This is a genomic window from Exiguobacterium mexicanum (genome assembly GCF_005960665.1).
GTDB lineage: Bacteria > Bacillota > Bacilli > Exiguobacteriales > Exiguobacteriaceae > Exiguobacterium > Exiguobacterium mexicanum_A.
Window position 1 is genome coordinate 171,515 of sequence record NZ_CP040676.1, and the last position, 25,909, is coordinate 197,423.

The following is a 25,909-nucleotide window of genomic DNA, read 5'->3' on the forward strand; positions in this document are numbered from 1 at the left end:
TACATTCATCAACAAATGAACGTTACATTTAAACATTAACCTAAATAATGGAAAAGGTACAGGCGGCGTTTCGCTAACATGATACGATAGAATAGTACGTTTAGATGGGGAGCGGGAAAACATGGAACAATTTTGGTTAGGTTTATTAGTTGGATTGATTTTGGTACTTGTTGCGCAGAAGACACTTCAATCACGTAAAGAGGTGGACGGAGCCTTTGCACATTTCGGTAACCACGTTAAAGATGTCATTTATATATTTGAAGTCAAACCGACGTTTCGTTTTCGTTACATAAGTCCTTCCCTTGATTTGTATTTAGGTGAGGGTGTTGTAGCGGAAAACTATGAAAATCCAGATGATTGTTTTCGTCGTATTCACCCAGATGATTATCAACTTCTCATGAATAAAGTTTCAGGAAAGATGAGTTACGATGAGGCTATCTCGCAACGTTGGCGCACTAATGACGGTCGTTACTTACGTTTTGAAGAATACACAACCCCAATCTATAAAAATGGTGAGATTGTAGCTGTACAAGGAATCATTCGGAATGTAGAAGCGGCTGTAATGAAACGTGAGGAGTTAGAATATGTGAGCCGTCATGACGAACTCACTGGGGTTTTGAACCGACGTGCCTTTAACGAAACAATTGATCGTCTTTCTTTTAAAAAAGTAGGATTGATAGTCATCGATTTAAATGATTTGAAGAAAATTAATGACCATCAAGGTCATTCGGCTGGTGATCAGTTACTTCAGAAAACGGGACTCCTCTTGCAAGGGTTAAGCACAAACGTTTATCGGATTGGAGGCGACGAATTTGTTGTATTAATTGATCAACTACAACAAGATGAATTGCTAGATTTGACGGTTTCCATTAGAAGCGTGTTTGAATCGAATGACATTTCAGCCGCTGTCGGTGCAGCTTGGGAGGAACAGTTAAACGATTTCAAGAAATTGTATGATCAAGCGGATCAAAACATGTATGAACAGAAGAATAGAAGTAAGACAAGTCGACACGTTCCTTGCTAAAAGATATCAGCAAGGAACGTGTCTGTTTGTCTAAATATATTATTCACCCATCGCTTCTTCACGCTCGGTGTCTGTCGTATCGAGATTGTTCAAGTATGCCTCATAACGCGGCAACCAGTAGCGATACGATGTCCAGACGAGCCCGCTCGTCGTCGCGACCAAAGCGAGTGTCGCTGGCCAGAACCAGCTCGACACGATCCCGTCCGCGTAGGCGAGACCGATTGGTGAGAAGACGAAGTAAACGAACACCATCGAAGCAATCAGGATGATTGACGTCGAGATGGCATGGCGCCAAGGTTTGACGCGACCGAGGTCGATGCGAATCGGATTGATGTGTTGCATCGGACGAACTTTCGCGAACACGAGCATGATGGCCGTCTCGAGGACGAACAAAATCCCGTAAATGTGAATGAAGTTAATGCCGAGGTCGAAGCCGAACCACTGCTCCGTTCCCCAAACGAGGAAGTAATACGTGACGACGTGGAAGCCGATGACGAGTTTCGCGGCGATCGGCGGCACCCGCTTCACGAGCATCCCGATTAAGACGATGACGAGAATCGGGATGTTGAAGAAGCCGGTGAAACGGCGAATCAAGTCCCAAAGGCCGTCCGGTGCATACATCAAGTTTGGAGCGACGAAGAACGAGACGAGCGCGACGAACGTCCCGAACCATTTGCTGACCCGAATCAAGTCTTTGTCTGATGCGTCCGGTTTGAACTTCGGTTTGTAAATATCGAGCACGAATAGCGTAGCGATACTATTCAACAGCGAGTTGAACGAGCTGAACACGGCACCGAGCAAGACGGCGAGGAAAAAGCCCATGAGCCACATCGGCAACAAGTCGGCAATCAAGCTCGGATAAGCGAGGTCGGCCTTGTCGACGTTCGTGCCATACAAATGGAATGCGATAATCCCCGGGAGCAACATGAAAATCGGGACGAGCAACTTCAAATAGCCGGTGAAAAGCACCCCTTTTTGACCTTCGGCCAAGTTCTTCGCTCCGAGTGCCCGTTGGATGACGTATTGGTTGAGCGCCCAGTAGAACAAGTTCGCAAAAATCATCCCTGTGAAGATGGACAAGAACGGGACGGAATCGTTCTCTGAACCGATTGCGTTCAGTTTCTCTGGATTCTCGGTTGCAATCGTCTTCATCCCATCGACGAGGTTGCCGTCACCGAGCGCGATGAAGCCGAGCGTCGGGACGAGGAAACCGATGATGATCAAGCCGATTCCGTTCAACGTGTCGGAGACGGCGACGGCGCGGAGTCCGCCGAAAATGGCGTAAACCGCTCCGATAATCCCGATGAACCAAATGACGAGCCAGAGCGACTGCTCGAAGCTGATGCCGAGTAATTCCGGTACGTCAAACAGTTGTAGGACGGCCAAGCCGCCTGAGTAGAGCATCGATGGAATCGTGACGCACATATAGCCGAACAAAAACAACAGGACCGTCAAGCGGCGGACGTCCTCGTCATACCGTTGGCTCAAAAATTCAGGGATTGTCGAAATACCGATTCCGAGAAAACGTGGCAGTAAAAAGAGCGCCATGATGATGGCGGCGATTCCGGCCGTGACTTCCCAAGCCATGGCCGACATGTTGTCGGCGAACGATTGCCCGTTTAAGCCAATCAACTGCTCGGCTGATAAGTTCGTCAATAAGAGCGATCCGGCGATAAAGATACCGGTGAGCCCCCGTCCTGCCAAGAAGTAGTCGTCGGCACTCTCGACTTTCCCTTTCGTCATGCGATAAGACACGTAAGCGACGAGCCCCATGAATAAGGCCCCTGTGATTAATATGTAAACAACTTGTTGAATGGTCAACGAATATCCCTCCCTCAATCTCTTCTTATTTATAAGTACTTTTTCATAACTACCCTTCACGAAGTATGATTATTTCCCGTTTTCTCTTTTGTAAAAGAACTGTAACAAACCTCACAACAAAAAAAGACACCTGAGAGGTCAGGTGTCAAAAAAAGCGAAGCAACGAAGTCGCGACCGTGAAATAAATGATTAAGCCGAGATTGTCGACGACCGTCGTGATGAACGGACCCGACGCGACGGCCGGATCAAGTTTCAATCGATTGATGAGGAGCGGCACGAGTGTCCCGACGATGGTCGCCACGCTGAGCGACGCAAAAATCGACAGACCGACAATCATACCGATTAAGGCACTGTCATAGAGGACGGTGATGACGCCGAAGATGACGACCATACAGGCGAGACCGAGCAATAGCCCCGTCCCGAACTCACGGCGAATCATCTTCAACACGTTCTTTCGATTGATTGTGCCGAGCGCAATCGAGCGGACGGCGACGACGAGCGATTGGGTGGCAGCGTTACCGGCCGAACCCATGACGAGCGGCATGAAGACGGCGAGTAAGACGATCGTTTCAAGCGTGTCCTCGAAACCACCGATCGTCGACGCGGTGATCATCCCGAGGAACATGAGACTGATAATCCATGGCGCCCGTTTCATCGCCGCCTCGACCGGTCCCATGTTGATGTCAGACGAACCTTTCGTCGCCGACAGTTCTTCAAAGTCCTCGGTCGTCTCGCGTTCGATGACGTCCATGACATCGTCGACCGTGATGATTCCAAGCAGATGGTCCTCGCTGTCGATGACAGGCAAGGCCAGTAAGTCATACTTTTGAACGGTCCGGGCCAAGTCTTCCTGGTCGGCGAGAACGTGGGCCGACACGACACGCCGGCCCATAATGTCCGCGATTTGCACGTCGAGCGGGGAGACGATCAAATCGCGTAGCGAGACGACGCCAACGAGGCGCCCGTTCGTATCGATGACATATAGATAATAAATCGTCTCAGCTTCCGGTCCAAGTTCGCGCAAGTCTTCGAGCGTCGCGCCAACAGTTTTGTCCGCCTTCAACACGATGAATTCGGTCGTCATGATGGCACCGGCCGTATCGTCCGGATAACGCATCAAGTCTTTGACCTCGGTCGCCTCGGTCTCGTCCATCAACTCGAACAGTTCGTTCATGAAATCATCGGGGAGCTCGGTCATCAAGTCGGCGGCGTTATCCGAGAACATGTCGTTCAACACACGCACGGCGAACGGACGGGGCATCTCTTGAATGAACTGTTCCTGCTCATCGAGCTCAAGCTTTTCAAACAGGTCAGTAAACTCTTCCGGGGACAGCGCCTCATAGACGAACTCACGGGCCGGACGTTCGAGTTCGATGAACAGGTCGGCCTGTTCACCAGGGTGGAGGGTGAGGAACACGTCGCGGAAATCGACCGGGTCCCCTTTTTGAATGAGCGCTGTCACTTGGGCTTCATGACGGGCGCGTTCTGTACGTTCGATTGCCATCGACTCACTTCCTTTTCACATCATTTGTCTATATTATGTCACGAGTTTGAGCGGTCTCAAACAAAATCAAAAAAAGCTATGAATTTTTTTCACAATCTATACAGCATGTATACGTCACTTTCTCTCGATTCGAGGGGCCACACCGTTTCTCGAGTGATTGTTCATTCATGTCACGTCATGGTCTATGCACTTTAGTGTGGAATCCACCACAGTCCAAACGTCGGACTTGCCCATCGTGGAAATGGGTAAGTTGATAATGTAAGGGTAGCAACACACCCGAATCACAAGGAGGAAGCGAGATGATATCGATGACGGATCAACAAACCGCACGGGATACTACGCTGAAACATCCGATCCACGTGTATTCAGAAATTGGTGAACTCAGGACCGTCCTTTTAAAACGTCCAGGACGCGAACTCGAAAATTTGACCCCGGAATATTTGGAACGACTCCTGTTTGACGACATTCCCCATCTTCCAGTCATTCAAAAAGAACACGACTACTTTGCGAGCGTGCTGCAAAATCGAGGCGTCGAAGTGCTTTATCTCGAAAACTTAATGGCTGAGACGTTGTCGTTGCCGGGTGTCCGTGAACGTTTCGTCGCTGATATCTTGTCAGAGTCCAAATCAAATATCAACGGTTCGTACGAGACGCTGAAAGAGTATTTGCTCGCCTACGACAATGAAAAGTTGATTGAGACCGTCATGGCCGGAATTCGAAAGTCCGAGATTAAGCCCGAAAAACGGCGCCACTTACACGAGATGATTGAGGACACGTATCCGTTCTATCTCGATCCGATGCCGAACTTATACTTCACCCGTGACCCGGCGGCAGCCATCGGGAACGGGCTATCCATCAACCGGATGAAAGAGCCGGCTCGTCGTCGTGAATCGTTGTTCACGCAATATATTATGCGCTATCACCCACGATTCGCGAAACATGACATCCCGATTTGGTCGGACCGCGACTACCGCTTCGCGATGGAGGGTGGGGACGAGCTCGTATTGTCGAAGGAAGTCGTCGCCATCGGGATTTCCGAGCGGACGACGGCCCAAGGGATTGAACGGGTCGCCCTCAACTTGTTGAAAAACGGCGGCACATTCAAAAAAGTCATCGCCATCGAAATTCCGAAGTCACGTGCGTTCATGCATCTCGATACGGTCTTCACGATGGTCGACCATGACAAGTTCACGATTCATCCGTTCATCCAAGGTCCAGGAGGCAAGATGAATATCTTTGAACTGACGTTGAACGCTGAAGGCGAACTTCACATCACGCAGCATACGGATCTGTTGAACGTGTTGAAAGCCGCACTCGGTCTCGATGAGATCATCTTAATCCCATGTGGGGGCGGGGACCCGATTGCCGCTGCCCGCGAGCAATGGAACGATGGGTCGAACACACTCGCGATCGCTCCAGGCGTCGTCGTCACGTACGACCGCAACTACGTCTCGAACGAGTTGCTTCGCTCTGAGGGCGTCGAAGTCATCGAAATCATGTCGAGTGAATTGTCGCGTGGCCGTGGGGGCCCACGCTGCATGAGCTGTCCGATTATCCGCAAAGACATTTAACGAGGAGGAAACGAGCATGTCTACAACGTACAACTTTGATTTGAAAGGCCGTCATTTTCTATCATTGAACGATTTTTCAGGGGATGAGTTGAACTATTTGATCGATTTATCGGCCGCCTTCAAACGTCAAAAGCAACAAGGCGTCCCGCATCGAATCTGTGAAGGAAAGAACGTGGCGCTGTTGTTTGAGAAACCTTCGACGCGGACGCGTTGTGCGTTCACCGTGGCGGCCATCGATCTAGGCATGCATCCGGAATACCTCGGGAAATCGGATATCCAGTTTGGCAAAAAAGAATCGGTGCGCGACACGGCAATCGTGCTCGGGCGTATGTTTGACGGCATCCAATTCCGCGGCTTCGCCCATGACACGGTCGAAGGGCTGGCCAAAGACGCCGGCGTCCCGGTATGGAACGGTTTGACGGATTTGTATCATCCAACGCAAATCTTGGCCGACTTCTTGACCGTCAAAGAGCAGAAAGGCGAGTTGTCTGGCATTCGCTTCGTCTATGTCGGCGATGGACGCAACAATATGGGCAACACACTCTTGATTGGTGGTGCCAAAGTTGGGATGGACATGCGTATCTGTGCACCGAAATCGCTTTGGCCGTCGGATGAAGTCGTCGATTTTGCCCGCTCGGTCGCTGCTGAGACCGGGGCGAAGATCACGTTGACCGAAAGCATCGACGAAGCGGTCGCCGACGCCGACGTGATTTACACCGATGTGTGGGTGTCGATGGGCGAAGAGGCCGAGTTCGCCGAGCGCATCAAACTGCTTCACCCGTATCAAGTGAACATGGACATGCTCATGAAGACGAATAATCCGGACGTCATGTTCCTCCACTGTCTGCCTGCCTTCCACGACTTGGAGACCGAAGTCGGCCGGGCGATCTATGCGGAGTACGGATTGACCGAGATGGAAGTCACGGACGAGGTGTTCCGGAGTCGTCATTCCTTCGTCTTTGATCAGGCGGAGAATCGGATGCACACGATTAAAGCGGTGATGGCGGCGACGCTCACCGACACGAACGAATGGCTTGAACGCTGACGGACGGGAGGGGTTTCCCCTCCGGTTCGTACTAAACGAAAGGGATGAGTTCAATGTCTACGAAAATAGCGCATGACTCAAGTGGAACGGCTGGCGTACAACCGGAGAAAAAGGATCGACGATTAGGGCTCGGGGCGTTGACGGCACTCGTCGTCGGTTCGATGATTGGCGGGGGAGCCTTCAACTTGGCGGCCGATTTGGCCCAAGGTGCGAACGCGGGGGCGATTTTGATTGGGTGGGTCATCACCGGAATCGGGATTATCGCACTCGGTCTCAGTTTTCAAAATTTGACGATGCGTCGTCCAGACCTCGACGGAGGGGTGTACAGTTACGCCCGGGCCGGCTTCGGTCAGTTCATGGGGTTCAACTCGGCGTGGGGCTACTGGCTCTCCGCATGGCTTGGTAACGTCGCCTATGCGACGCTCCTGTTCAGTTCGGTCGGTTATTTCTTCCCAATCTTTGAAGGCGGTCAAAACATCGCCTCCATCATCGGCGCCTCGATTATGCTGTGGCTCGTTCATTCGCTCATTTTACGAGGCATTCATGAAGCATCCATGATCAACATCATCACGACGATCGCGAAACTCGTACCGATTTTTGCTTTTATCACCATCACCTTATTCTTCTTCAACCTCGATAATTTCACGTTCGATTTCTGGGGCCAGGGTGGTTTCTCATGGGGTAGTGTGAGAGACCAGGTCGTCTCGACGATGCTCGTCACACTATGGGTGTTCATCGGGGTCGAAGGGGCGGTCGTCTTATCCGGACGGGCCCGCAAGCGCTCGGACGTCGGGAAAGCGACGGTCATAGGATTGCTCGGGACGCTCATCATCTATCTGCTCATCTCGGTCATGTCGCTCGGTCTCATGAATCCAGAGAACGTGGCGAACGCCTCGCAACCGGCGATGGCGTACTTGCTCGAGTCGGCGGTCGGACCGTGGGGCGCGATGCTCATCAACGGCGGTCTCGTCATCTCGGTCCTCGGGGCGTGGCTCGGGTGGACGTTACTTGCCGCCGAGATTCCATTCGTGGCCGGGAAAGACGGCGTGTTCCCGAAATGGTTCACGAAAGAGAATAAAAACAGCGCGCCGGCCAACGCACTCTGGCTCACGAACGGATTGATCCAGCTGTTCCTCTTCACGTTCCTGTTCTCGGATGCGGCGTATAATTTCGCTTTCTCGCTCGCTTCGAGCGCCATCTTGATCCCGTACGTCTTCTCGGCCTTCTATCAAGTCAAAGTCGCGAAGAACGGCATCGGCTATAACGCCGGTGAACGCCGGACCCGCGACCTCATCATCGGAGCCGTCGCCTCGATTTACGGGATTTGGCTCATCTATGCGGCTGGAATCGACTATCTGCTCTTGACGACCTTACTGTACGCACCAGGTACGTTGCTCTATATCAAGGCGCAACGTGAGAACGGCATCAAGACGTTGACGAAGACGGAATGGATCGTGGCCGGGGTCTTGACCGCGCTCGCCATCTTGGCCGTCGTGCGCATCGTCTCAGGAAATATCTCAGTCTTTTGATCGGGGGAAACCAATATGCGGAATAAACGAGTAGTCATCGCACTAGGTGGAAATGCGATTCAACAAGGAAAAGATGCGACGGCCGAGGCTCAAATTCGAGCCGTCGAGGCGACGGCTGAATCTCTGGCCGCGCTTGTCGCCGAAGGGATTGAGGTCATCATCACCCACGGGAACGGGCCGCAAGTCGGGAATTTGATGTTGCAACAGGCTGCGTCAGATAGTCCGGCGACGCCGGCCTTGCCACTCGACGTTTGCGGGGCGATGACACAAGGGATGATTGGCTATTGGTTCGAGAATGCCCTCACGAAAGCTCTGAGATCGCGCGGTTTGGAACGTTCGGTCGCACCGATCGTCACGCGGTCGGTCGTCGACCCGAACGATAGTGCTTTCAGTCACCCGACGAAGCCGATTGGTCCCTTCTACGACGAGGCGGAAGCGCAGCAGCTTGAACGGACGACCGGTTATGTGTTCAAAGAAGACGCCGGTCGCGGCTATCGCCGCGTCGTCCCGAGCCCGTTTCCGGTGGCGATTCTCGAACACGCGGTCATCCGTGACCTCGTCGCCCATGAGCACATCGTCGTCGCCTCTGGCGGCGGGGGGATTCCTGTCATCGATACAGCCGATGGCTATGTCGGCGTCGAGGCGGTCATCGATAAAGATTTTGCCGCTGCGAAACTCGCCGATCTCGTCGACGCCGACATGCTCCTCATCTTGACGGCCGTCGAGCACGTGTTCGTCGATTTCGGGACACCGTCGGCCCGGGCGCTCGAGGAGACGACGAAAGAACAACTCGAGACGTATATCGCCGAGGGCCAGTTCGCACCGGGCAGCATGTTGCCGAAAGTTCGGGCCGCCCTTCAATTCGCCGAATCAGGACACGACCGGGTTGCCGTCATCACGTCGCTCGAACAAGCCCTTGCGGCGGTCCGAGGTGAGGTCGGGACGCGCGTCCGACTCGCCGCGACGCTCCAACAATAAGCTCAACGCCACAGACATCAGCGTCTGTGGCTTTTTTCCTGAATTGGCTGCTCGTCGTTTTTTATGGCCCGACATGGGGAAGGAATGTTGTATGTCGATTTAGACATTGCTATCATTTTGAGTGTAAACGTTTGCACAATTTAGAAGGGAAGTGACGAAGAGCGGCAACGCTCGAGCTTATGCGTCTATTTGAAGAGGAGAACGTCTATACGCAACAAATGAAACCGCAGGCAGATGATCGAGCGATCGTCCAAGGGAGCTGCTATCGCTTCACGGTACTGACGAGCCAACTGATTCGGATGGAGTATGCCGAGGATGGGGTGTTCGAAGACCGGCCGACCCAAGTCGTCTTTAACCGGGCGTTCGTAGTCCCAGAGTTTCGCGTGATTGAGGATGAGACGGAATTGCAAATCATCACGGAGCACGTCCACCTCTACTACACGAAAGGGCCGTTCGCGCCGAACACGCTTTACGTCGACGTGAAAGGGAACTTCAGTACGTATTATAGCCGCTATACGTTTAACGGACCGGAGCGGACGTTGAAAGGGACGGCGCGAACGCTCGACCACGTCGACGGGGCGACCGAACTCGGTGAAGGCATCGCCTCGAAACAAGGGTATGCCGTCATCGATGACTCTGATTCGTTCATCATGACCGAGGACCGTTTCGTCGAACCGCGGCGTAAACATATCCATGACTTGTATTACTTCGGGTATGGGCATGAGTATAAGCGTGCACTCCGTGACTTCTATCAATTGACCGGCCCGACGCCGCTGTTGCCACGAAAAGCGCTCGGCAACTGGTGGAGCCGCTATTGGCGCTACGACGAGACGGAATATAAAGAACTCATGCGTCGGTTTAAGACAGAGGACATCCCGTTCTCGGTCAGCGTCATCGACATGGATTGGCACGTCACCGACGTCCCCGAAGAATACGGGAGCGGATGGACGGGCTACTCATGGAATAAGAACTTGTTCCCGGACCCGAAAGGATTCTTGACGTGGCTCAAGCAAGAAGGGTTGCTCGTCACGTTGAACTTGCATCCGGCGGATGGCGTGCGTGCGTTCGAAGACCAATATGTGGCGATGGCCGAGGCGATGGGCATCGATCCGTCCCAAGGCGACCGCATCCCGTTCGACTTTTCCGATAAACGCTTCATTCAAGCCTATTTCGAGCAGATGCATCATCCGCATGAAGACGACGGCGTCGATTTCTGGTGGATCGACTGGCAACAAGGCTCGACGTCGAAAATGGAAGGGCTCGACCCGCTCTGGATGCTGAACCACTATCATGCGGCCGACATCGCCCGGGATGGTGATCGACCAATCATCTTCTCCCGTTATTCGGGCCCGGGCAGTCACCGCTATCCGGTCGGTTTCTCGGGAGACACGTTGATTTCGTGGGCGTCGCTCGCGTTCCAGCCGTACTTTACGGCGACGGCTTCCAATATCGGCTATGGTTGGTGGAGTCACGATATCGGTGGGCATTACCGAGGTTCAAAAGACGATGAGCTCGCCGCACGTTGGGTCGCGTTCGGTGTGTTCAGTCCGATTATGCGCCTGCACTCGACGTTCAGTACGTTCAACGGGAAGGAGCCGTGGCGCTTCGGTCTCGAGGCGGAGCGGTCGATGAAGACGTTCTTGCGTCTGCGCCATCAATTGATCCCGTACATCTATACGATGAACTGGCGGAACCACGCGGGTGCCTTGCCGCTCATCTTACCGATGTATTATGAACATCCGGATGAGGACGCGGCGTATGAAGTACCGAACGAATACTACTTCGGCAGTGAGCTCATCGTCTCTCCGATCGTCGAGCCGATGAATAAACAGCTCCACGTCGCAGCGACGAACGTCTGGTTACCAAAAGGTGACTGGTTCGATTTCTTTACCGGTCATCGCTATGCGGGAGAGAAGTCGGTTCGGGTGTTCCGGGGACTTGACGAACAAGCAGTGTTCGCGAAAGCAGGGGCCATCATCCCGATGGCACGGCATTACTCGGGCCGTAACGATACGGATAACCCGTTCGAATTGGAAGTTCTTGTCTTCCCGGGCGCGTCGAATACGTTCACGCTCTATGAAGACAACGGGTCGGACCGTGACTATGAGACGGGTGCTTACGCTGAGACGACGTTCACGCTTGATTGGGAGGAACGGAAACTCCACATTCACGTTACAGGTGACCGGACCGTCTTGCCGTCTGACCGTAACGTCACGTTACTCCTCCGAGGTGTGACCGGTTCTGGTGAATACAATCGAGAGACCCAGACACTGCGCCTCGAACTCGGTCCGATTGATGAAGAGATGACGGTGTCGCTCCCGGTCGAACTGACGGCAAACGATCACCGGCTCGATCGTTTGTATCGTTTCTTGGACCGCGCCGAGATTTCTTATGATTTAAAAGACAAGTTGTATCGATCGGCGGCAGCGAAGACGCGGCTCGAGGCATGGCTGTTCGATTTGCACGCGCTTGAACTCGACCGTGACCTGCAAGATGCGATCATGGAGTTGATGCTCGACTGAATAACGTGCTGTGACGAAGAGGGTGAAAGCCCCTCTTTTTTTGTCAGAAAATCGTTGGATTTTGTAAGCGTTTTCAAATTGAATCCAACTATACTAAAAGGAGAGGCAAGATAGATTGGAGGGTTCAACATGAAACCGAAATGGACCGTAGACGACTTGCGGCAACTCGATGTATTCACCAAATGTACCGCCCGTGAGCTCGAGGCACTGTTGCCCCATGTCTATTGTCGAACGTACCGGAAAGGACAGCTCTTATTCATGGAAGGCGATCCTCGGGAGCGCGTCTACTTTTTAATCAGCGGTTACGTGAAGCTCGAGCGCAACAACGAGACGGCGACCCATCAATATACGGACTACTTGAAACCGAAGCAACTGTTCCCGTATCGCGGCTTGATGACGGAACCGTATTATCAACATTCGGCGGAGGCGTTGACCGATATCGAGGTCATCTATATGCCGACGGACCGATTCGAACAACTCGTCTCTCGGAACGCGTCGATGTTACTCCATATCGTCGGACAGATGAATCGGATTCTCGACTTGCACGAACGACGGGTGCAGGACATCATCACTCCGAGTGCGACCGAACGCGTACTCAACACGATCCATTACTTGATTGAAGACCTCGGGGAACCGGAAGCAGAGGGGGTTCGCGTCCGGTGTCCGTTCACGACGATTGAAATCTCACGCTTATCCGGCACGTCACGGGAGACCGTGTCGAACATCTTGTCGCGCTTACGAAAAGAAGAGGTGCTTCACTTCGATGCGCGTGAATTGATGATTGGCCATCCCGAATACTTTGAACAGTCGACCGTATGACGCCACGTGATATACGCGGCGTCTTTTGCATGTCTGGCTAAGCGAAGCGTTCGCCATGGTCGTGTGCATCAGTTATAATTAGTGAGAATCCTCACAAAGAAAAGTTTTGGATAGTATAGAAAGGATGAACGCAGTGAAACGACTGCAAGCTCTCGCTTTAGCTGAAAAACGCCATATCGTCGGACTCGTCATCGCCGCGGTGATGATCGGATTGTCGATTTTGGCGCAGGCGTATTTAATCGTCGATATCGTCGACCAGGTCTTTTTAAAAAATGCATCGTTTGAAAGCATCATCCCGGCGCTCGGCTGGCTCATTCTCGCCCTCGTCACGCGTGCTTTGTTCGGCTACATGTCAGGACGAATCGGAGCTAGTCTAGCGGAGAAAGCGAAACGGACACTCCGGTTGCAGTTGCTTGACCGTTATACATCGAATCCGATCGAGACATCTTTGTCCGGCCAGTCCGGAAAGAAAGTCAGCGTCTTCATGGACGCGGTCGATGAAGTCGACGCCTACTTCAGCCAATATTGGCCGCAAGTCATTCAAACGTCGATCATTCCGCTGCTCATTCTCGTCGTCGTCTTCAGCCAACATTGGATCTCGGGCGTCATCATGATGGTGACGGCGCCCTTCATCCCAATCTTTTTCATTATCATCGGGATTGCGACGCAGAAAAAATCCGAACAACAGATGGAGAAGATGAACCAGTTCTCCGGAAAGTTCTTGGACGTGTTGCAAGGATTGACGACATTGAAACTCTACGGTCGGACCGAGCGTGAGGCGCAAGCGATTGAAAAGAGCAGTCTCGACTTCCGCGACGCGACGATGGTCGTCTTGAAGACGGCGTTCTTGTCGGGTCTCATGCTCGAGTTCATCTCGATGCTCAGCACAGGGGTCGTGGCGCTCGAAGTGGCGCTGCAAATGGTCGTCTGGCAGAACTTGACGTTCTTCTCCGGCTTTTTGATTCTCGTCTTGGCTCCGGAATACTATTTGGCCATCAAAGACCTCGGCGGTGCGTTCCATACCGGACGCGGCAGCATGGGGGCGGCCGATCGTATTTTCGAGGCGCTCGACGCACCGGATGAACGTCTGCAGTGGGGCGACCGGACGTTGACGAGCCGGACACCCGACCTCGAGCTCGACGAAGCATCATTCGCCTATGAAGGGGGGCGTTTCACGCTCCAGCCTTTAAGCGGCGTGATTCCTGCCGGTGCCCACGTGGCGCTCGTCGGGGCGAGCGGGTCCGGGAAGACAACCGTCTTGAACGTGTTATCGGGGCTCGTCAAACCTGACAGCGGACGTGTCCTCGTGGACGGTGAACCGCTCGAGACGTACACCGATACGTCATGGTATGACACGATTGGCTATATCTCACAAAATCCGTATTTGTTCGCCGGCACCGTCGCCGATAATATCGCCCTCGGTGAGGCGGCGGACGAAGCGAAGATTCTCGAGGCGGCGACGGCAGCCGGGTTGAACGATGTCATCGCTCAGTTGCCGAACGGTCTTCATACCGAACTCGGTGAAGGGGGTTACGGCTTATCCGGAGGCGAACGGCAGCGGCTCGCCTTGGCCCGGGCCTTCTTGAAACGTCCCGGCATCATCTTGTTCGATGAACCGACGACCGGACTTGATTTAGTGACCGAACAAATCGTTCGGCGCTCAATCGATGAGTTGTCACGTGAGTCAACGCTCGTCACGGTCGCGCATCGTCTGCATACGATCAAACAAGCCGATGCGATTTGGTTCATGGACGAAGGGCGTCTCGTCGCCCAAGGCACACATGACGAACTGCTCAGCGTTCCGCAATACGCTGACTTATTCACGCTACAGAAAGGGGTGAGAGGATGAATTCCCTTTGGACGATCACGAAATGGATGATGCGAGAGAAAAAGGATATCATCCTCTCGGTCTTCTTTGGTTATGTCGCTGGCATCGCAGCCGTCGCTTTGTTCGCGGCGAGCGGATACCTCGTCTCACGGGCTGGGCTCGTGCCGCCGCTGTATGCGCTCATGGTGCCCGTCGTTTTGATTAAACTGTTCGGTGTGATTCGGGCGAGTGCGCGCTATCAGGAGCGTCTCGCCTCGCACCGGGCGACGTTCACGATTTTGAGCGAACTCCGGGTCCGATTTTATCGTCAACTCGAGCCGCTCGTCCCGAGCATCTTTGCCAAATATCGGAGTGGGGACTTGCTCGCTCGCGTCGTCGGTGACGTCGAGAGCTTGCAGAACTATTTTTTACGGGTGTTCTATCCGCCGATTATCTTGGTACTCGTCTTCTTGAGCACGATTTTCTTCGTCACATACTTCTCGGTCTGGGTCAGCGTTTGGATCTTGTTCGGCGTCTTCGTGACCGGTTTTTTGATCCCGGCCTTCTTCGCCCGTGTCCGTGCCAAGCATGACCGGGAACTCCGTACCTTGCGAGGAGACCTGTCGAGTGGGATGACGGAGATGATGTACGGCTATCGCGACCTGTTGTTGCACCATCGGCTTGGTCAAACGCGCAACGAACTGCTTGAACAGAGCGACCGCTACGCCGATGCCCAAAAACGAGATGTGACGAACCAGTTCTTCAACTCCTCGCTCGTCGTGGCGGCGTCCTTACTCGTCTCATGGGGTGTTTTGGCCATCGGGGCCTATCTTGTCGTCGACGGGGAATTAAATGGCCTCTTCTTGGCCATGCTCATCATGATGTCGCTCACCGCGTTTGAGAACGCGACACCGATGGCAGTCTTCCCAGGCCACTTTGCTGACAGCAAGCAAGCGGCCGATCGACTGCTCGAAGTGGTCGAGCCGAGTGAAGCGATTGTCGCTGCCGAGTCGGCCCGTACCGACGTAGCGCTCGAGACAGCACCTGACGTATCGTTCGAACGCGTGAGCTATCGCTACCCGGACACGTTCCGTGACGTGCTGAGCGGCGTCGACGTGACGTTACGAGGCGGTTCAAAGACCGTTATCGTCGGACCGAGCGGCTCAGGGAAATCGACACTACTTCAACTGTTGCTCGCTTTTGTCAGACCTGAGTCTGGTGAGATCCGATTGAATGGACAGCGGTTGGACAATGTGACCCAAGCATCGGTCTGGCGTGAAGCCAGCGTCGTCCTTCAAGAGAACCACTTCTTCTTCGGGACGGTGCGAGAGAACTTGGAGCTCGCCGGTAATTTCTCGGACGCTGAGATGGAAGCGGCACTCGCGAGTGTCCGCCTCGGTTTCTCGCTCGACGAGCCCGTCCTTGAGAAAGGGACGAACTTATCGGGCGGCGAGCGGCAACGTCTTGCCATCGCCCGAGCCTTGTTGAAGAATGGATTGCTCTGGATACTTGACGAAGCGACATCGGCCCTCGATGCGCGGACCGAGGCGGACGTGTTCGCCGAGATTTTGCGTCAAGCCGATGAAGCGACGCTCGTCATGGTCAGCCATCGTCTGACTGGGCTCGAACGTTTCGATCACATCATCGTCATGGAGTCCGGACGCATCGTCGAGACCGGATCGTATGATGAACTGATGCAGGCACACGGTGTCTTCTATGGCTTGAAACAAATCGAACAAGATATCTTTGCATGAAAAAACGAGCGGCTCCGTCGGTAATCTGTACCCCTTGTAAAGGACATTAATAAAAAAACTTATGCTGATTCAAGGAGATGATTCCTGTACTGTACGGGAGTCATCTTTTTCATGTTCCATTGATAACGATGATGGTTGTAATAGTTAATGGTTTTTCGGATTTCACGCTGTAGTGAATCGAACGTGGTACAGGCCTTTAACTCGACGATATCCTTGAAATGTCCAAAGAATGATTCCTGGACAGCGTTATCCCAACAGTTGCCCCGTCGGGACATGGATTGACCTAGCTTCATACGCTTCACCTCTTTCTGATAGGTCGGGCTCGTGTAGTGCCCTCCTTGATCTGAATGGATGAATGCGTCCTTGTCCAAGCGAATCCTCCGGTTCTTCCGTAAACGCTTCAACGTATCCAATACAATGTCGAGATTGATGTTCTCAGAGAGTTGATGCGCCAGTACCTCATTGGTCGAACCGTCCACGATGGTCGAAAGATAGGCTCGCTTACCGTTCCCGTAAAATATGTAGGTGATATCGGTGAGAAGCACCTTGTAGGGAGTGCCCTGTTTGAATTCGCGTTTGAGGCGATTCGGCACCACCCGGTGCTCGGCCGTCGCCTTAATGAGCCGTTTGTATGGCTTCGCCTTGCGGATTGGACACACGATGTTGTATTTCCGCATGATACGTCGGATACACTTCAGGTTCATCGTCACACCGAAATGACCAGACAGCACCATCTTGATCTGCCTAGCACCCTTCTTGCGCTTCTTGAAGTGGAACGCCTTCAGAACGAGGTCACGAAGAGCCACGTCTTTCGATTCGCGCTCCTGTCTGGTCTGTCTCCTCCGTTCCGAGAAATAGGCGTGGTATCCCTGACGTGACACCCCGGCCACCTGGCAGAGATGGCTGACCATCCCCTTCATTTTGTGCTTGATGATGACACCTTGAATCAGCTCATACTTTTGCGATGCGTTAAGTCCAGCTTTCCTCTCCCTTCCGCCAGGCGGATCTCCTTTAATAGTTCGACCTCTGCTTTCAACAGTTTGTTTTCGGCCTCGAGCTTCGCGTACCGTTCTTCTGTCGACAGCTCTTTATCTCTCCAACGTCCTGAATTACTTGATCGTGTATCGCGCAGCCCCATTACCCCATCTTTTCGGTAAGCTCGTGTCCAACGATTTTTACAAGAACTCATACGCCGTTCACCGAGTACCTCCACATCGAATCCACATCCCCGGAAGATTTCCACAGGGAACTTTCCTTCCAACGTCTGTGCTATAAAAAGTTCCTTAAACTCATCGGTATACGTGATCCCTTTCGGGCTCACAGATTTAACGTAAGGATTTGCGGCTAGCGCATCTATTTCTTTTGACGTAAATATCTTCTTCGACACTCGAATTCACTCCCAATATGATTTAGTCCAGTGTACACAAAAACCCTGAGCAGTAGACTTTTTTTTAGTGTCTACTACTCAGGGTACAGTTTACGGAGAGCCGCTCGTTTTTTTGGATGGCAAATTTGGGTGCAACAAATGGGGGTTGTCGCATTGCTTTCAAAAAGAGTGTCGTGGAGGGGAATCCACGTGACGTATTGGTTTGGGGAACGTTTACGTCAAGCTTTGGGAGCTACAACTAAAGTATAAGTGATAACGATTCTCATTGTCAATTAGTAAAATGTACAAAAAAACCGCAAACCAAACTGTTTGCGGATTGTTGTCAGCTCGACGGTACGCCCTTGCGAAGCGTGAAGCGAAGTAAGCTGAACAAGTAACGAGTATAGAAGAGCGCGAACGCATAAAATACCGCGATGGCAGAAGCACCGAGTTCAACACCTGGAATGTTCATCAAGAACTCGAGGATGAGAATCGACAGCAAGAAAATGTAAAGACCTGCATCAAGATAGAGCGGCATTAATTTTCCGCGTTGGTGCCAGAACGTCCGGACGAGCGGTGCGACGATCATCCCGATGATGCGTTCCGCGAACCCGATGCTGAGCACGGCAATCATGAAGGCGGCGACCGTCTCGAACGATACGAGTTCTGAGAAGGCGAACATGGAGATGAGTAGGAGCGGACCGATAAAAATCATCATCGAGAGGGACGTGCGTAAAAAGATAAACAAGTTCCGTTTCATCGTATCGACTCCCCCGAAGAGCGACTGCCGGAACGTCTTGCCACGTTGATAGTCGAGGATGAACGATCCCACAAACATCAAACCGAATAGTGATAACAATACTGTCATGAAATGTGTTTCCCCTTTTTCTGTCCAAATCTATGATCACTGTAAGGATAGTCGAATCAAAGTCTAGCCTAGTGTACCGATTCACTAGTTGAAAGTAAAGCGGGAAAACTGCGGAAAATCGCAATCTTTTGCGAACATGAGGCGCTTTACGACGCCAGAATGAATCGATTTCGTCCCGATTCCTTTGCGTGGTATAACGCTTCGTCGGCATGTTTCAACACGCTGTCGACTTCGATATCGTTCGAATGGCAGGCCCCGAGCGAAACGGTGATATGGAGCGTCCCCGCGCTCGTCTCGAACGGGAACGTCGAGACTTTTTCTCGTATAGATTCAGCGAGGCGAGTCACTTCATCTCGATTGGCGTTCGGCATGATGATTAAAAATTCTTCTCCACCGAAGCGACCGACGAGATGTCGTTCCTCGCTCTCGGCGACGAGTAGCATGCCGAGTTCACGTAATACGTCGTCGCCGACGTCATGGCCGTACGTGTCATTCACGCGCTTGAAATGATCGATATCGACAAGGATCAACGCGTACTCTTTTGCCTCGACGTTCAGGTTGGCCATGGCTTCATTTAATAGACGCCGGTTGGCGATGCCGGTCAGTGCGTCCGTCCGGGCAAGTTGTTGCTGGTGCTGGACGTTCTCAAAGTGACGGCGCAGTTCTTGAAGTAACCGGTAAGCTGCATAGGCACCGCCGTATGCCATCACGACGTAGGCAAAGATAACGGGATAGAACAATTGAAGCGGTAACGCGTAATAGATGGCGGCACCGAAAACAGCGACACTGATTGTCGTGAAAGTGAGTAGCGTATTGCGAGTATTATCGAGTTTGAGTCGCAATAGACTAATAGGAAGGACGAGCCCGATCATCGTCAAGACGGCCAAATAAAAACCGATATATGCGCCATCGGTGACCATCAAAAATCGGGCGGTCAAAAAGATGACGGCTGCGACCGTTCCGCTGACCCATCCACCGAACAGGACGGCAAGTGAGATTGGTATGGAGCGCAAATCAATCAGGATACCTTCAAGCGGCAGTGCGTTCGCCAGTAAAATCAAGGCGACGACCCCGGTTTGAACGCCGAGCAGGATTCTGCCTTTCAACGGCGATTTCGGTGTGAGTCGTGGATGGTTGCGGAAAGGGAGAAACGAAATCGTGAATAACGTGAACAGGATACACAGATTCAGAAAAAATGAGTTGATGATTGTGAGCATGAACGCATCCCCTAACGTGAAATGGAAATAATTAGTTTCAGTTTAGCATATTCAAATCAAGTTGACGCTCTTTGAATGAAGGGAATGTGTTCACCATTCCCGCCATTCTTCCGTCACGTCTTCTGTTGTCTCATAACCAGCTAGAACGGCACCGGCTTGTATGAAGTCGTACAATTCCTCACGCTCGACCGTCTCGATGAAATGGTCGTGTTCTTCATCAATTTCGTTTAAACGCAATACGACGTCGCGGACGGCCGTTAACACGTTTACTTCCGTCCCGTCTGCATGTGTCAATGCGGTCACGTACCGTCGGAGCGCGGCGTCAACGGCAAAGATGATCTCGACGGTATACACGTCATCGCCTTCATTCATCCGGTCTTCCCACATCAGTGTCGGGCGATTGGCCCATAACCGTTCAACCTCCATACTAAGTGCCTCCTTCGAAATGAAACATCATCTTCCTCTCTATCATAGCAAACAAATTTGGTATGATAGAAAAAAAGGGGGACTGTCCGTGCGGTATTGGGATCATTTTAAGCGAGCGTTCATTCCGATCGCGCTCATCTTGATCGGGTTGGCCATCTTTTATACATTATCGGCTCGAGGGAATATGGCGTTGACCGTGCTCGGGGCGCTTATCGTCGGCGTCATCTTATTTTTAGTGATGCGGCACATGAATCAGGTCGAGGAAGACTAAGACGAGAACACGTTCGTGGTTCTCGTTTTTTGTTGTCGACGAGATTTTTTGGGTACACTACATAGTAAGGAGGGATTTATTATGGCAAAAGCTACATTTGCGGGAGGCTGTTTTTGGTGCATGGTCAAACCGTTTCATAAATACGAAGGGGTCGAGCGCGTCATTTCCGGTTACACGGGCGGGCACGTCGACAACCCGACCTATCAACAAGTCTGTTCGGAGACGACCGGTCACCTTGAGGCGATCGAGGTCACGTTTGACCCGGAAGTCATTTCATATGAGGAACTGTTGCGCATCTATTGGCGTCAAATCGACCCGACCGATGGCGGCGGACAATTCAACGACCGCGGTGAGTCTTATCGACCGGCCATCTTCTATCATTCGGAAGAACAGCGCGTGGCAGCGGAACGTTCAAAGCAAGAAATCGAGGACTCAGGTCGATTCGACCGACCGATTGAAGTCGAGATTCGTCCCGCGAAAACGTTTTGGGAAGCCGAAGACTATCATCAAGACTACTATAAGAAAAATCCGTTCCGCTACGAAATGTACCGGGTCGGTTCAGGCCGTGCCAAGTTTGTGAAAGAGGCGTGGAGCGACAAGAAAATTCAGAAAGAACTGAAAGACCGCTTGACGCCGATCCAATATAAAGTCACGCAAGAGAACGGGACCGAACCCCCGTTTCAAAATGAGTATTGGGACGAGGAACGAGAAGGATTGTATGTCGACGTGATTGATGGTACGCCGCTCTTCACGTCGCGCGACAAGTTCCAGTCGAATTGCGGCTGGCCGAGCTTCGCCCGTCCGATCGAGGAAAAGCGTATCGACATGAACATGGACACGACGCACCATATGGTCCGGACTGAAGTCCGCTCGAAAGGAGCCGACAGTCACCTCGGTCACTTATTCGATGACGGCCCGAAAGAACTAGGGGGTCTGCGCTACTGCATCAACTCGGCAGCGCTTCGTTTCATTCCAAAAGAAGAACTCGAGTCTGCAGGATATGGAGAGTACAAGCACTTATTCGATGTGTGAAGGAGAGAAGGCCATGTTCACATCCGTCAAACAACAGATCCGTCGTGAGACGCTCGCGACCGTCTTGGACTATTACGACAAATCGATTCGGAATCTATCGGAAGCCGCCAGAGACGAGAAGTACAACAAGATGAGCGCGACCCCGTTCTCGTTTTTCCGGGGGAGCTCCCACTTGTTCTATTATGACTTTGCGAAAGCCCCGCTCGCGTTCGATACCGACGCGTCTCATCCGACGTTCATTCAAGGGGACTTGCATTTTGAAAACTTCGGTGTGTTCGAAGATGGGGCCGGAACCATCATTTATGACGTGAACGATTTTGACGAGGCGTATCTCGGGTCTTATTTGTTTGACGTCCTTCGCATGGCGATTTCGGTCGATTTGTTTGCCGCGGAGTCAGGATTTGATGCGAGGCGAGCCATTGAGACGTATGCAGAGACATACGCGCGTGCGATGGAACGCTATGCGAATGGGAAGGATGAAGATGTCCAGTTCACGAAAGCGAACACGTGCAAAGCGATCAAGAAAGTGATTAAAAAGGCAGAGAAGAAGAAAGACGCGTTCATGGCGGAGCGAACGGAAGTCCGGGATGAGGAGCGTTACTTCGCGACAAGTGACGACCTCGTCCCGGTCAGTCCGAAGACTGCCAAACAAATCAAACAGGCATGGCCTGACTATTTGGCATCCTTGTCGGAAAAGCATCGTCACCACGCCGACCATTATGAGATTAAAGACATCGCCATCAAACGGGAGAGCGGTACCGCTTCAATCGGGCTCGAACGGTATTATATTTTGATTGAAGGTGCGGACGCTGAACATGACGAGGATATCATTCTCGAAATGAAGCAGGCGCAATCAGCTGTCCCTTCACTCTTTTTGCCGACGCATCCGTTATTTGAGGACGGCTTATCACATCAAGGAGCCCGTGTCATCGCGGCTCAGCGCGCCATGGTGCATAGTCGTGACCCGTATCTCGGCTACTTGACGATGGACGGGAACGAGTATTACGTGCGGCAACGGTCACCTTATAAGCGGAAAGTGAAAGCGAAGCACATCAAAAATGAAGAATCGCTCATTGAGACGTTGAAAGTACAGGCGGAGATCACGGCCAAGATCCATGCCCGGGCGGACGCGGATGCGAACGTGCTCGATTACGAGGCGAGTGAACGGATTGCGGCGGCCATCGGGGCGTCGCGACCGCTATTCATTCGTCAAATCTCGCGTTGGTCCCAATTTTACGCCAATCAAGTCAGGTTCGACTTTGAGGCGTTCCAATCTTGGCTTAAGACGCGTGCGGAGACCCACGTCTGACGAGCACCGGACTTGCGGTCGGCCCCACGTTTGCCTCAGAATGGAACGGTAAAGGATGTGTGCGACGTATGATTACAGAACAACAGGTCATCACGCAGATGAAACAAGTGATGAGCCAAATTGAACAGTCGAGCGGAGAGACCCAGAAGCGCCATTTGGCCAAGCTGATGGGGTATTGCGAGCTTTTGCTCGCCGATTCGGCTCCAACGCAGCCCACTGCGGCTCCCGTGGCCCAACCGACCGAGGCGAAACCGCCGCTTGATCGGCAGATGGCAGCGTTTCTCGGGATTCCTTTAGAAGAGGAAGACAAACCAAAAACCGATTCATTGCTCGACTTCTAAGCTGTGCCCCGAGGCACAGCTTTTTTTCGAGCGTTCGCGTTGACTTATATACCGTAGGGGGTATAATGAGGTTAACTAAACTATACCTAACGGAGGCGTGACTATGCTTGATTTCTTGTTTGTCGCAGTAGTGATCGGATTGATTTATTTTTGGTGGACGAAGCGAAACAGCGTCAAAACAGTTTCGACGGATGAATTGAAACGGAAGATTGCCGAAGAGCGAAACATTCAACTGCTCGACGTTCGTGAACCACACGAATACCGGGGCGGGCATATCAAGCAAGCGAAAAATGTGCCGTTATCGGGATTCGGGAACGCGAGTGCCCAATATCCGAAAGATAAAGAACGTCCGGTCTACGTCATCTGTCAAAGCGGGATGCGAAGTCAACGGGCCGCGGCCATGTTGAAGAGCGCGGGTTATACGGACGTCTACTCGGTCAAAGGCGGTATGAGTTTCTGGCGTGGCTGACAGTTCTCGGTTGAACATTTGTTCAGCCGTTTTTTTATGGACTCTGAATTTCACTTTTAGAGGTGAGATTTGCGTGTGACGTTTCCGCTTTCGGTTTTCAGGGGATTCTGCTACGGTAGGAACATAGGAAAGAGAGAGGGGACCAGACAATGGCAGTCATTTTATTTGATATCGATGGGACGCTCGTCGACACGACCGGACCGATGACGCAAGCAATCCACGAGGCGTTGGAACAACTTCCACATTTACCGAAACCGAGCGAGGACGCGGTCCGATCGGGATACGGATTGGCCGGTAACGCATTTTGGGAGCACGTCATCCCGGAGGCGACAATCGAGGAGATCCGCCAAATTCGCAAACTTCGTCATGAGACGCTCGAACGAGCGATGGAAGGCCAACACGTCTTGTTCGACGGGATTTACGAGATGCTCGAGGCGCTTCATAAAAAAGGGCACACGTTGACGACCGCGAGCAACTGCGGTGTCCATTATTTGAACTTGATTCTCGACTCGCAAAACATTCGCCAGTTCATGACGGCGCCAGAATGCCTCGAATCCGTAAGTGGTGAGAAAAAAGCCGACATTTTGACGGCGCATCGCCTCCGTCACGGCGAGAACGACTATGTGATGGTCGGGGACCGGAAATCGGATGTCGAAGCGGCTCGGGCCCATGACTTCCCGGTCGTCTTGACTGGATTTGGGTTTGGAAACGAGGACGAATGGGCGCTCGCGGATCATGTAATTGCGACGCCGAACGACTTGATTACGTATATCGAATCATAAAAAGTTCCGGTTGAACGCGATGTTCAACCGGAATTTTTTTAAAGTCCAAGCGAGATATATTTGATTTCTAAAAATTCTTCGATGCCATGGTGACCACCTTCACGGCCGAGACCGCTCTGCTTCCACCCGCCGAACGGTGCTTGCGGCGTCGACGGGAGACCGTCATTGACGCCGACGATGCCGTATTCGAGCGCTTCGGCCAAATAGAGGGCCTCGTTGATGTCTTGCGTGAACACATAAGCGGCGAGACCGAACGGGGTCGCATTCGCCCGCTCAATTACTTCCTCGAGCGTATCGAACGACGCAATCGGTGCGACGGGGCCGAATGTCTCCTCGTTCATGCACAGCATATCCTCATTCGCATAGCGGACGACGGCCGGCCGGACGAATAGGCCGTCGAGCTGCTCCCCGCCCGTGATCTCGCCTCCGCGGATTTGAGCGTCCTCCAAGTGCTTCATCACTTTCTCGACCGCGGCCTCGTCGATGAGCGGACCGATATCCGTCCCTTCGTCGAGCCCGTTGCCGACTTCGAGCGCTGCGACGGCCTCGATGAATTTTTCGGAGAACGCATCGACGATGGACTGCTCGACATAAATCCGGTTGGCGCAGACACACGTCTGTCCGCCGTTACGGAATTTCGTCGCGACCGCTTGCAGTACAGCCTTGTCGAGATCTGCCTGTGCCGTGACGATGAGTGGGGCGTGACCACCGAGCTCGAGCGAGATTTTCTTCATCGTATCGGCGGCGCCGCGCATGAGGGTCTTGCCGACCTCGGTCGAACCGGTGAACGTCAATTTGCGGACACGGGGGTCGTGTTGCCACGTGTTCACGATGTCAGAAGCTTTCCCGGTGACAAGATTGATGACACCGGGTGGGAAGCCTGCTTTCTCAGCCAGTTTGACGAGTTCGATCGCCGTCAATGGTGTCGCTGATGCCGGTTTCAATACGACGGTACAACCTGCGGCAAGCGCCGGCGCCAATTTTCGGGTGATCATGGCGGCCGGGAAGTTCCATGGGGTGATGGCGGCGACGACGCCGACCGGTTGTTTAATGGCAAAGATGCGTTTCTTGTTTGACGATGCCGGAATCGTCTCGCCGTACACGCGCCGACCTTCCGCGGCGTACCACTCGATAAAGCCGTTCGCATAGCGGACTTCGCCGATGGCTTCTTGGAGCGGCTTGCCTTGCTCTTCGACCATCGTCCGAGCGATGGCTTCCGTATGTTCATCGATCAGTCGATTCCATTCGAGCAGGAGGGCGCCTCGTTCTTCTGCCGTTTTCTCTTGCCAGTCCTTCAAGGCGTCGTGGGCGGCATCGACAGCCTGTTTCGCTTCGGCGGTGTCGCTCTTTGTCACCGTGGCCATAATGTTGCCGGTCGCGGGATTCCGCACCACGATCGTGTCCGATGTATCAATCCATTCTCCGTTGATGAAATTGTTCTCCACTCGCATCTT

Annotated in this window: 22 protein-coding genes; 15 read left to right on the forward strand and 7 right to left on the reverse strand. The window is 52.7% G+C overall.

Annotation, left to right across the window (positions count from 1 at the left end; genetic code table 11):
• The first annotated feature begins 121 nt into the window (after positions 1 to 121).
• Complete coding sequence (locus FED52_RS01405) at positions 122 to 1,024, forward strand: sensor domain-containing diguanylate cyclase (protein ID WP_138858660.1); 903 nt, start codon at positions 122 to 124, stop codon at positions 1,022 to 1,024.
• Between the two features lie 39 nt (positions 1,025 to 1,063).
• On the opposite strand, the gene FED52_RS01410 is transcribed toward FED52_RS01405, so the two are convergent.
• Complete coding sequence (locus FED52_RS01410; RefSeq protein WP_138858661.1) at positions 1,064 to 2,845, reverse strand: solute:sodium symporter family transporter; 1,782 nt, start codon at positions 2,843 to 2,845, stop codon at positions 1,064 to 1,066.
• Positions 2,846 to 2,990: 145 nt separating this feature from the next.
• Positions 2,991 to 4,349, reverse strand: coding sequence for a magnesium transporter (gene mgtE, locus FED52_RS01415; RefSeq protein WP_138858662.1), 1,359 nt, complete (start codon positions 4,347 to 4,349; stop codon positions 2,991 to 2,993).
• Positions 4,350 to 4,690: 341 nt separating this feature from the next.
• Here mgtE and arcA point away from each other — a divergent pair, with 341 nt between their 5' ends.
• The 8 genes from arcA to cydC all read left to right on the forward strand — a co-directional run bounded on the left by arcA (position 4,691) and on the right by cydC (position 16,374).
• Positions 4,691 to 5,920 carry an arginine deiminase gene (gene arcA, locus FED52_RS01420; protein ID WP_138860253.1) on the forward strand — a complete coding sequence of 410 codons (1,230 nt, stop codon included), beginning with the start codon at positions 4,691 to 4,693 and terminating at the stop codon, positions 5,918 to 5,920.
• Positions 5,921 to 5,936: 16 nt separating this feature from the next.
• A complete protein-coding gene (argF, locus tag FED52_RS01425; RefSeq protein ID WP_138858663.1) occupies positions 5,937 to 6,965 on the forward strand; it encodes an ornithine carbamoyltransferase in 1,029 nt (342 codons plus the stop codon).
• A gap of 53 nt (positions 6,966 to 7,018) precedes the next feature.
• Positions 7,019 to 8,494 carry an arginine-ornithine antiporter gene (gene arcD, locus FED52_RS01430; protein ID WP_138858664.1) on the forward strand — a complete coding sequence of 492 codons (1,476 nt, stop codon included), beginning with the start codon at positions 7,019 to 7,021 and terminating at the stop codon, positions 8,492 to 8,494.
• 15 nt (positions 8,495 to 8,509) lie between these two features.
• Positions 8,510 to 9,472 carry a carbamate kinase gene (gene arcC / locus FED52_RS01435; RefSeq protein WP_138858665.1) on the forward strand — a complete coding sequence of 321 codons (963 nt, stop codon included), beginning with the start codon at positions 8,510 to 8,512 and terminating at the stop codon, positions 9,470 to 9,472.
• 179 nt (positions 9,473 to 9,651) lie between these two features.
• Entirely contained in the window at positions 9,652 to 11,994 is a 2,343-nt protein-coding gene (locus FED52_RS01440; protein ID WP_029594558.1) for a glycoside hydrolase family 31 protein, read from the forward strand.
• A gap of 129 nt (positions 11,995 to 12,123) precedes the next feature.
• On the forward strand, positions 12,124 to 12,813 hold the full coding sequence (locus tag FED52_RS01445; protein WP_029594559.1) for a Crp/Fnr family transcriptional regulator: 690 nt from the start codon (positions 12,124 to 12,126) through the stop codon (positions 12,811 to 12,813).
• 124 nt (positions 12,814 to 12,937) lie between these two features.
• A complete protein-coding gene (gene cydD, locus FED52_RS01450; protein ID WP_029594560.1) occupies positions 12,938 to 14,662 on the forward strand; it encodes a thiol reductant ABC exporter subunit CydD in 1,725 nt (574 codons plus the stop codon).
• The gene (gene cydC, locus FED52_RS01455; protein ID WP_138858666.1) at positions 14,659 to 16,374 is read left to right on the forward strand and encodes a thiol reductant ABC exporter subunit CydC; all 1,716 of its coding nucleotides are present in this window, start codon (positions 14,659 to 14,661) and stop codon (positions 16,372 to 16,374) included. The genes cydD and cydC overlap by 4 nt, the downstream gene beginning before the upstream one ends.
• A 59-nt stretch (positions 16,375 to 16,433) precedes the next feature.
• On the opposite strand, the gene FED52_RS01460 is transcribed toward cydC, so the two are convergent.
• The 4 genes from FED52_RS01460 to FED52_RS01475 form a co-directional block, all read right to left on the reverse strand.
• Positions 16,434 to 17,761, reverse strand: a protein-coding gene (locus tag FED52_RS01460) for an IS3 family transposase (protein WP_138858667.1) whose coding sequence is annotated in 2 segments (ribosomal slippage) — positions 16,434 to 17,362 and positions 17,362 to 17,761 — 1,329 coding nt in all. Because the reading frame shifts where the segments join, the coding sequence is not laid out codon by codon here.
• 322 nt (positions 17,762 to 18,083) lie between these two features.
• Positions 18,084 to 18,608, reverse strand: coding sequence for a hypothetical protein (locus FED52_RS01465; protein WP_138858668.1), 525 nt, complete (start codon positions 18,606 to 18,608; stop codon positions 18,084 to 18,086).
• Positions 18,609 to 18,754: 146 nt separating this feature from the next.
• Positions 18,755 to 19,825 (reverse strand): GGDEF domain-containing protein, encoded by a 1,071-nt coding sequence (locus tag FED52_RS01470; protein ID WP_138858669.1) that lies wholly within the window; start codon positions 19,823 to 19,825, stop codon positions 18,755 to 18,757.
• A 90-nt stretch (positions 19,826 to 19,915) separates the two neighbouring features.
• A complete protein-coding gene (locus FED52_RS01475) occupies positions 19,916 to 20,251 on the reverse strand; it encodes a hypothetical protein (protein ID WP_138858670.1) in 336 nt (111 codons plus the stop codon).
• Positions 20,252 to 20,339: 88 nt separating this feature from the next.
• Between FED52_RS01475 and FED52_RS01480 the strand changes: the two genes are divergently transcribed.
• The 6 genes from FED52_RS01480 (at position 20,340) to FED52_RS01505 (ending at position 24,455) form a co-directional block, all read left to right on the forward strand.
• Positions 20,340 to 20,522: a hypothetical protein gene (locus tag FED52_RS01480; RefSeq protein WP_138858671.1), complete on the forward strand. Its 183-nt coding sequence runs from the start codon at positions 20,340 to 20,342 to the stop codon at positions 20,520 to 20,522.
• Positions 20,523 to 20,603: 81 nt separating this feature from the next.
• Positions 20,604 to 21,554: a peptide-methionine (S)-S-oxide reductase MsrA gene (gene msrA, locus FED52_RS01485; protein WP_138858672.1), complete on the forward strand. Its 951-nt coding sequence runs from the start codon at positions 20,604 to 20,606 to the stop codon at positions 21,552 to 21,554.
• A gap of 13 nt (positions 21,555 to 21,567) precedes the next feature.
• The gene (locus tag FED52_RS01490) at positions 21,568 to 22,863 is read left to right on the forward strand and encodes a DUF2252 domain-containing protein (protein ID WP_138858673.1); all 1,296 of its coding nucleotides are present in this window, start codon (positions 21,568 to 21,570) and stop codon (positions 22,861 to 22,863) included.
• Positions 22,864 to 22,931: 68 nt separating this feature from the next.
• On the forward strand, positions 22,932 to 23,204 hold the full coding sequence (locus FED52_RS01495; protein WP_029594570.1) for a DUF5327 family protein: 273 nt from the start codon (positions 22,932 to 22,934) through the stop codon (positions 23,202 to 23,204).
• A gap of 103 nt (positions 23,205 to 23,307) precedes the next feature.
• Positions 23,308 to 23,673 (forward strand): rhodanese-like domain-containing protein, encoded by a 366-nt coding sequence (locus FED52_RS01500; protein WP_035385631.1) that lies wholly within the window; start codon positions 23,308 to 23,310, stop codon positions 23,671 to 23,673.
• A gap of 149 nt (positions 23,674 to 23,822) precedes the next feature.
• Positions 23,823 to 24,455 carry an HAD family hydrolase gene (locus FED52_RS01505; protein ID WP_029594572.1) on the forward strand — a complete coding sequence of 211 codons (633 nt, stop codon included), beginning with the start codon at positions 23,823 to 23,825 and terminating at the stop codon, positions 24,453 to 24,455.
• A gap of 38 nt (positions 24,456 to 24,493) precedes the next feature.
• Here the strand turns inward: FED52_RS01505 and FED52_RS01510 are convergent, their stop codons facing one another.
• The gene (locus tag FED52_RS01510) at positions 24,494 to 25,906 is read right to left on the reverse strand and encodes an NAD-dependent succinate-semialdehyde dehydrogenase (protein WP_131471525.1); all 1,413 of its coding nucleotides are present in this window, start codon (positions 25,904 to 25,906) and stop codon (positions 24,494 to 24,496) included.
• Positions 25,907 to 25,909: the final 3 nt, after the last annotated feature.

Excerpts from the sequence above, each read along its gene's own strand:
- msrA (WP_138858672.1), top strand. The coding sequence starts at position 20,604 with ATGGCAAAAGCTACATTTGCGGGAGGCTGTTTTTGGTGCATGGTCAAA.
- cydC (WP_138858666.1), top strand. The coding sequence starts at position 14,659 with ATGAATTCCCTTTGGACGATCACGAAATGGATGATGCGAGAGAAAAAG.
- FED52_RS01445 (WP_029594559.1), top strand. The coding sequence starts at position 12,124 with ATGAAACCGAAATGGACCGTAGACGACTTGCGGCAACTCGATGTATTC.
- FED52_RS01490 (WP_138858673.1), top strand. The coding sequence starts at position 21,568 with ATGTTCACATCCGTCAAACAACAGATCCGTCGTGAGACGCTCGCGACC.
- FED52_RS01405 (WP_138858660.1), top strand. The coding sequence starts at position 122 with ATGGAACAATTTTGGTTAGGTTTATTAGTTGGATTGATTTTGGTACTT.
- FED52_RS01465 (WP_138858668.1), bottom strand. The coding sequence starts at position 18,608 with ATGACAGTATTGTTATCACTATTCGGTTTGATGTTTGTGGGATCGTTC.
- FED52_RS01440 (WP_029594558.1), top strand. The coding sequence starts at position 9,652 with ATGCGTCTATTTGAAGAGGAGAACGTCTATACGCAACAAATGAAACCG.
- FED52_RS01495 (WP_029594570.1), top strand. The coding sequence starts at position 22,932 with ATGATTACAGAACAACAGGTCATCACGCAGATGAAACAAGTGATGAGC.
- FED52_RS01500 (WP_035385631.1), top strand. The coding sequence starts at position 23,308 with ATGCTTGATTTCTTGTTTGTCGCAGTAGTGATCGGATTGATTTATTTT.
- FED52_RS01470 (WP_138858669.1), bottom strand. The coding sequence starts at position 19,825 with ATGCTCACAATCATCAACTCATTTTTTCTGAATCTGTGTATCCTGTTC.
- mgtE (WP_138858662.1), bottom strand. The coding sequence starts at position 4,349 with ATGGCAATCGAACGTACAGAACGCGCCCGTCATGAAGCCCAAGTGACA.
- arcD (WP_138858664.1), top strand. The coding sequence starts at position 7,019 with ATGTCTACGAAAATAGCGCATGACTCAAGTGGAACGGCTGGCGTACAA.
- arcC (WP_138858665.1), top strand. The coding sequence starts at position 8,510 with ATGCGGAATAAACGAGTAGTCATCGCACTAGGTGGAAATGCGATTCAA.
- FED52_RS01505 (WP_029594572.1), top strand. The coding sequence starts at position 23,823 with ATGGCAGTCATTTTATTTGATATCGATGGGACGCTCGTCGACACGACC.
- cydD (WP_029594560.1), top strand. The coding sequence starts at position 12,938 with ATGAACGCAGTGAAACGACTGCAAGCTCTCGCTTTAGCTGAAAAACGC.
- FED52_RS01510 (WP_131471525.1), bottom strand. The coding sequence starts at position 25,906 with ATGCGAGTGGAGAACAATTTCATCAACGGAGAATGGATTGATACATCG.
- argF (WP_138858663.1), top strand. The coding sequence starts at position 5,937 with ATGTCTACAACGTACAACTTTGATTTGAAAGGCCGTCATTTTCTATCA.
- FED52_RS01475 (WP_138858670.1), bottom strand. The coding sequence starts at position 20,251 with ATGGAGGTTGAACGGTTATGGGCCAATCGCCCGACACTGATGTGGGAA.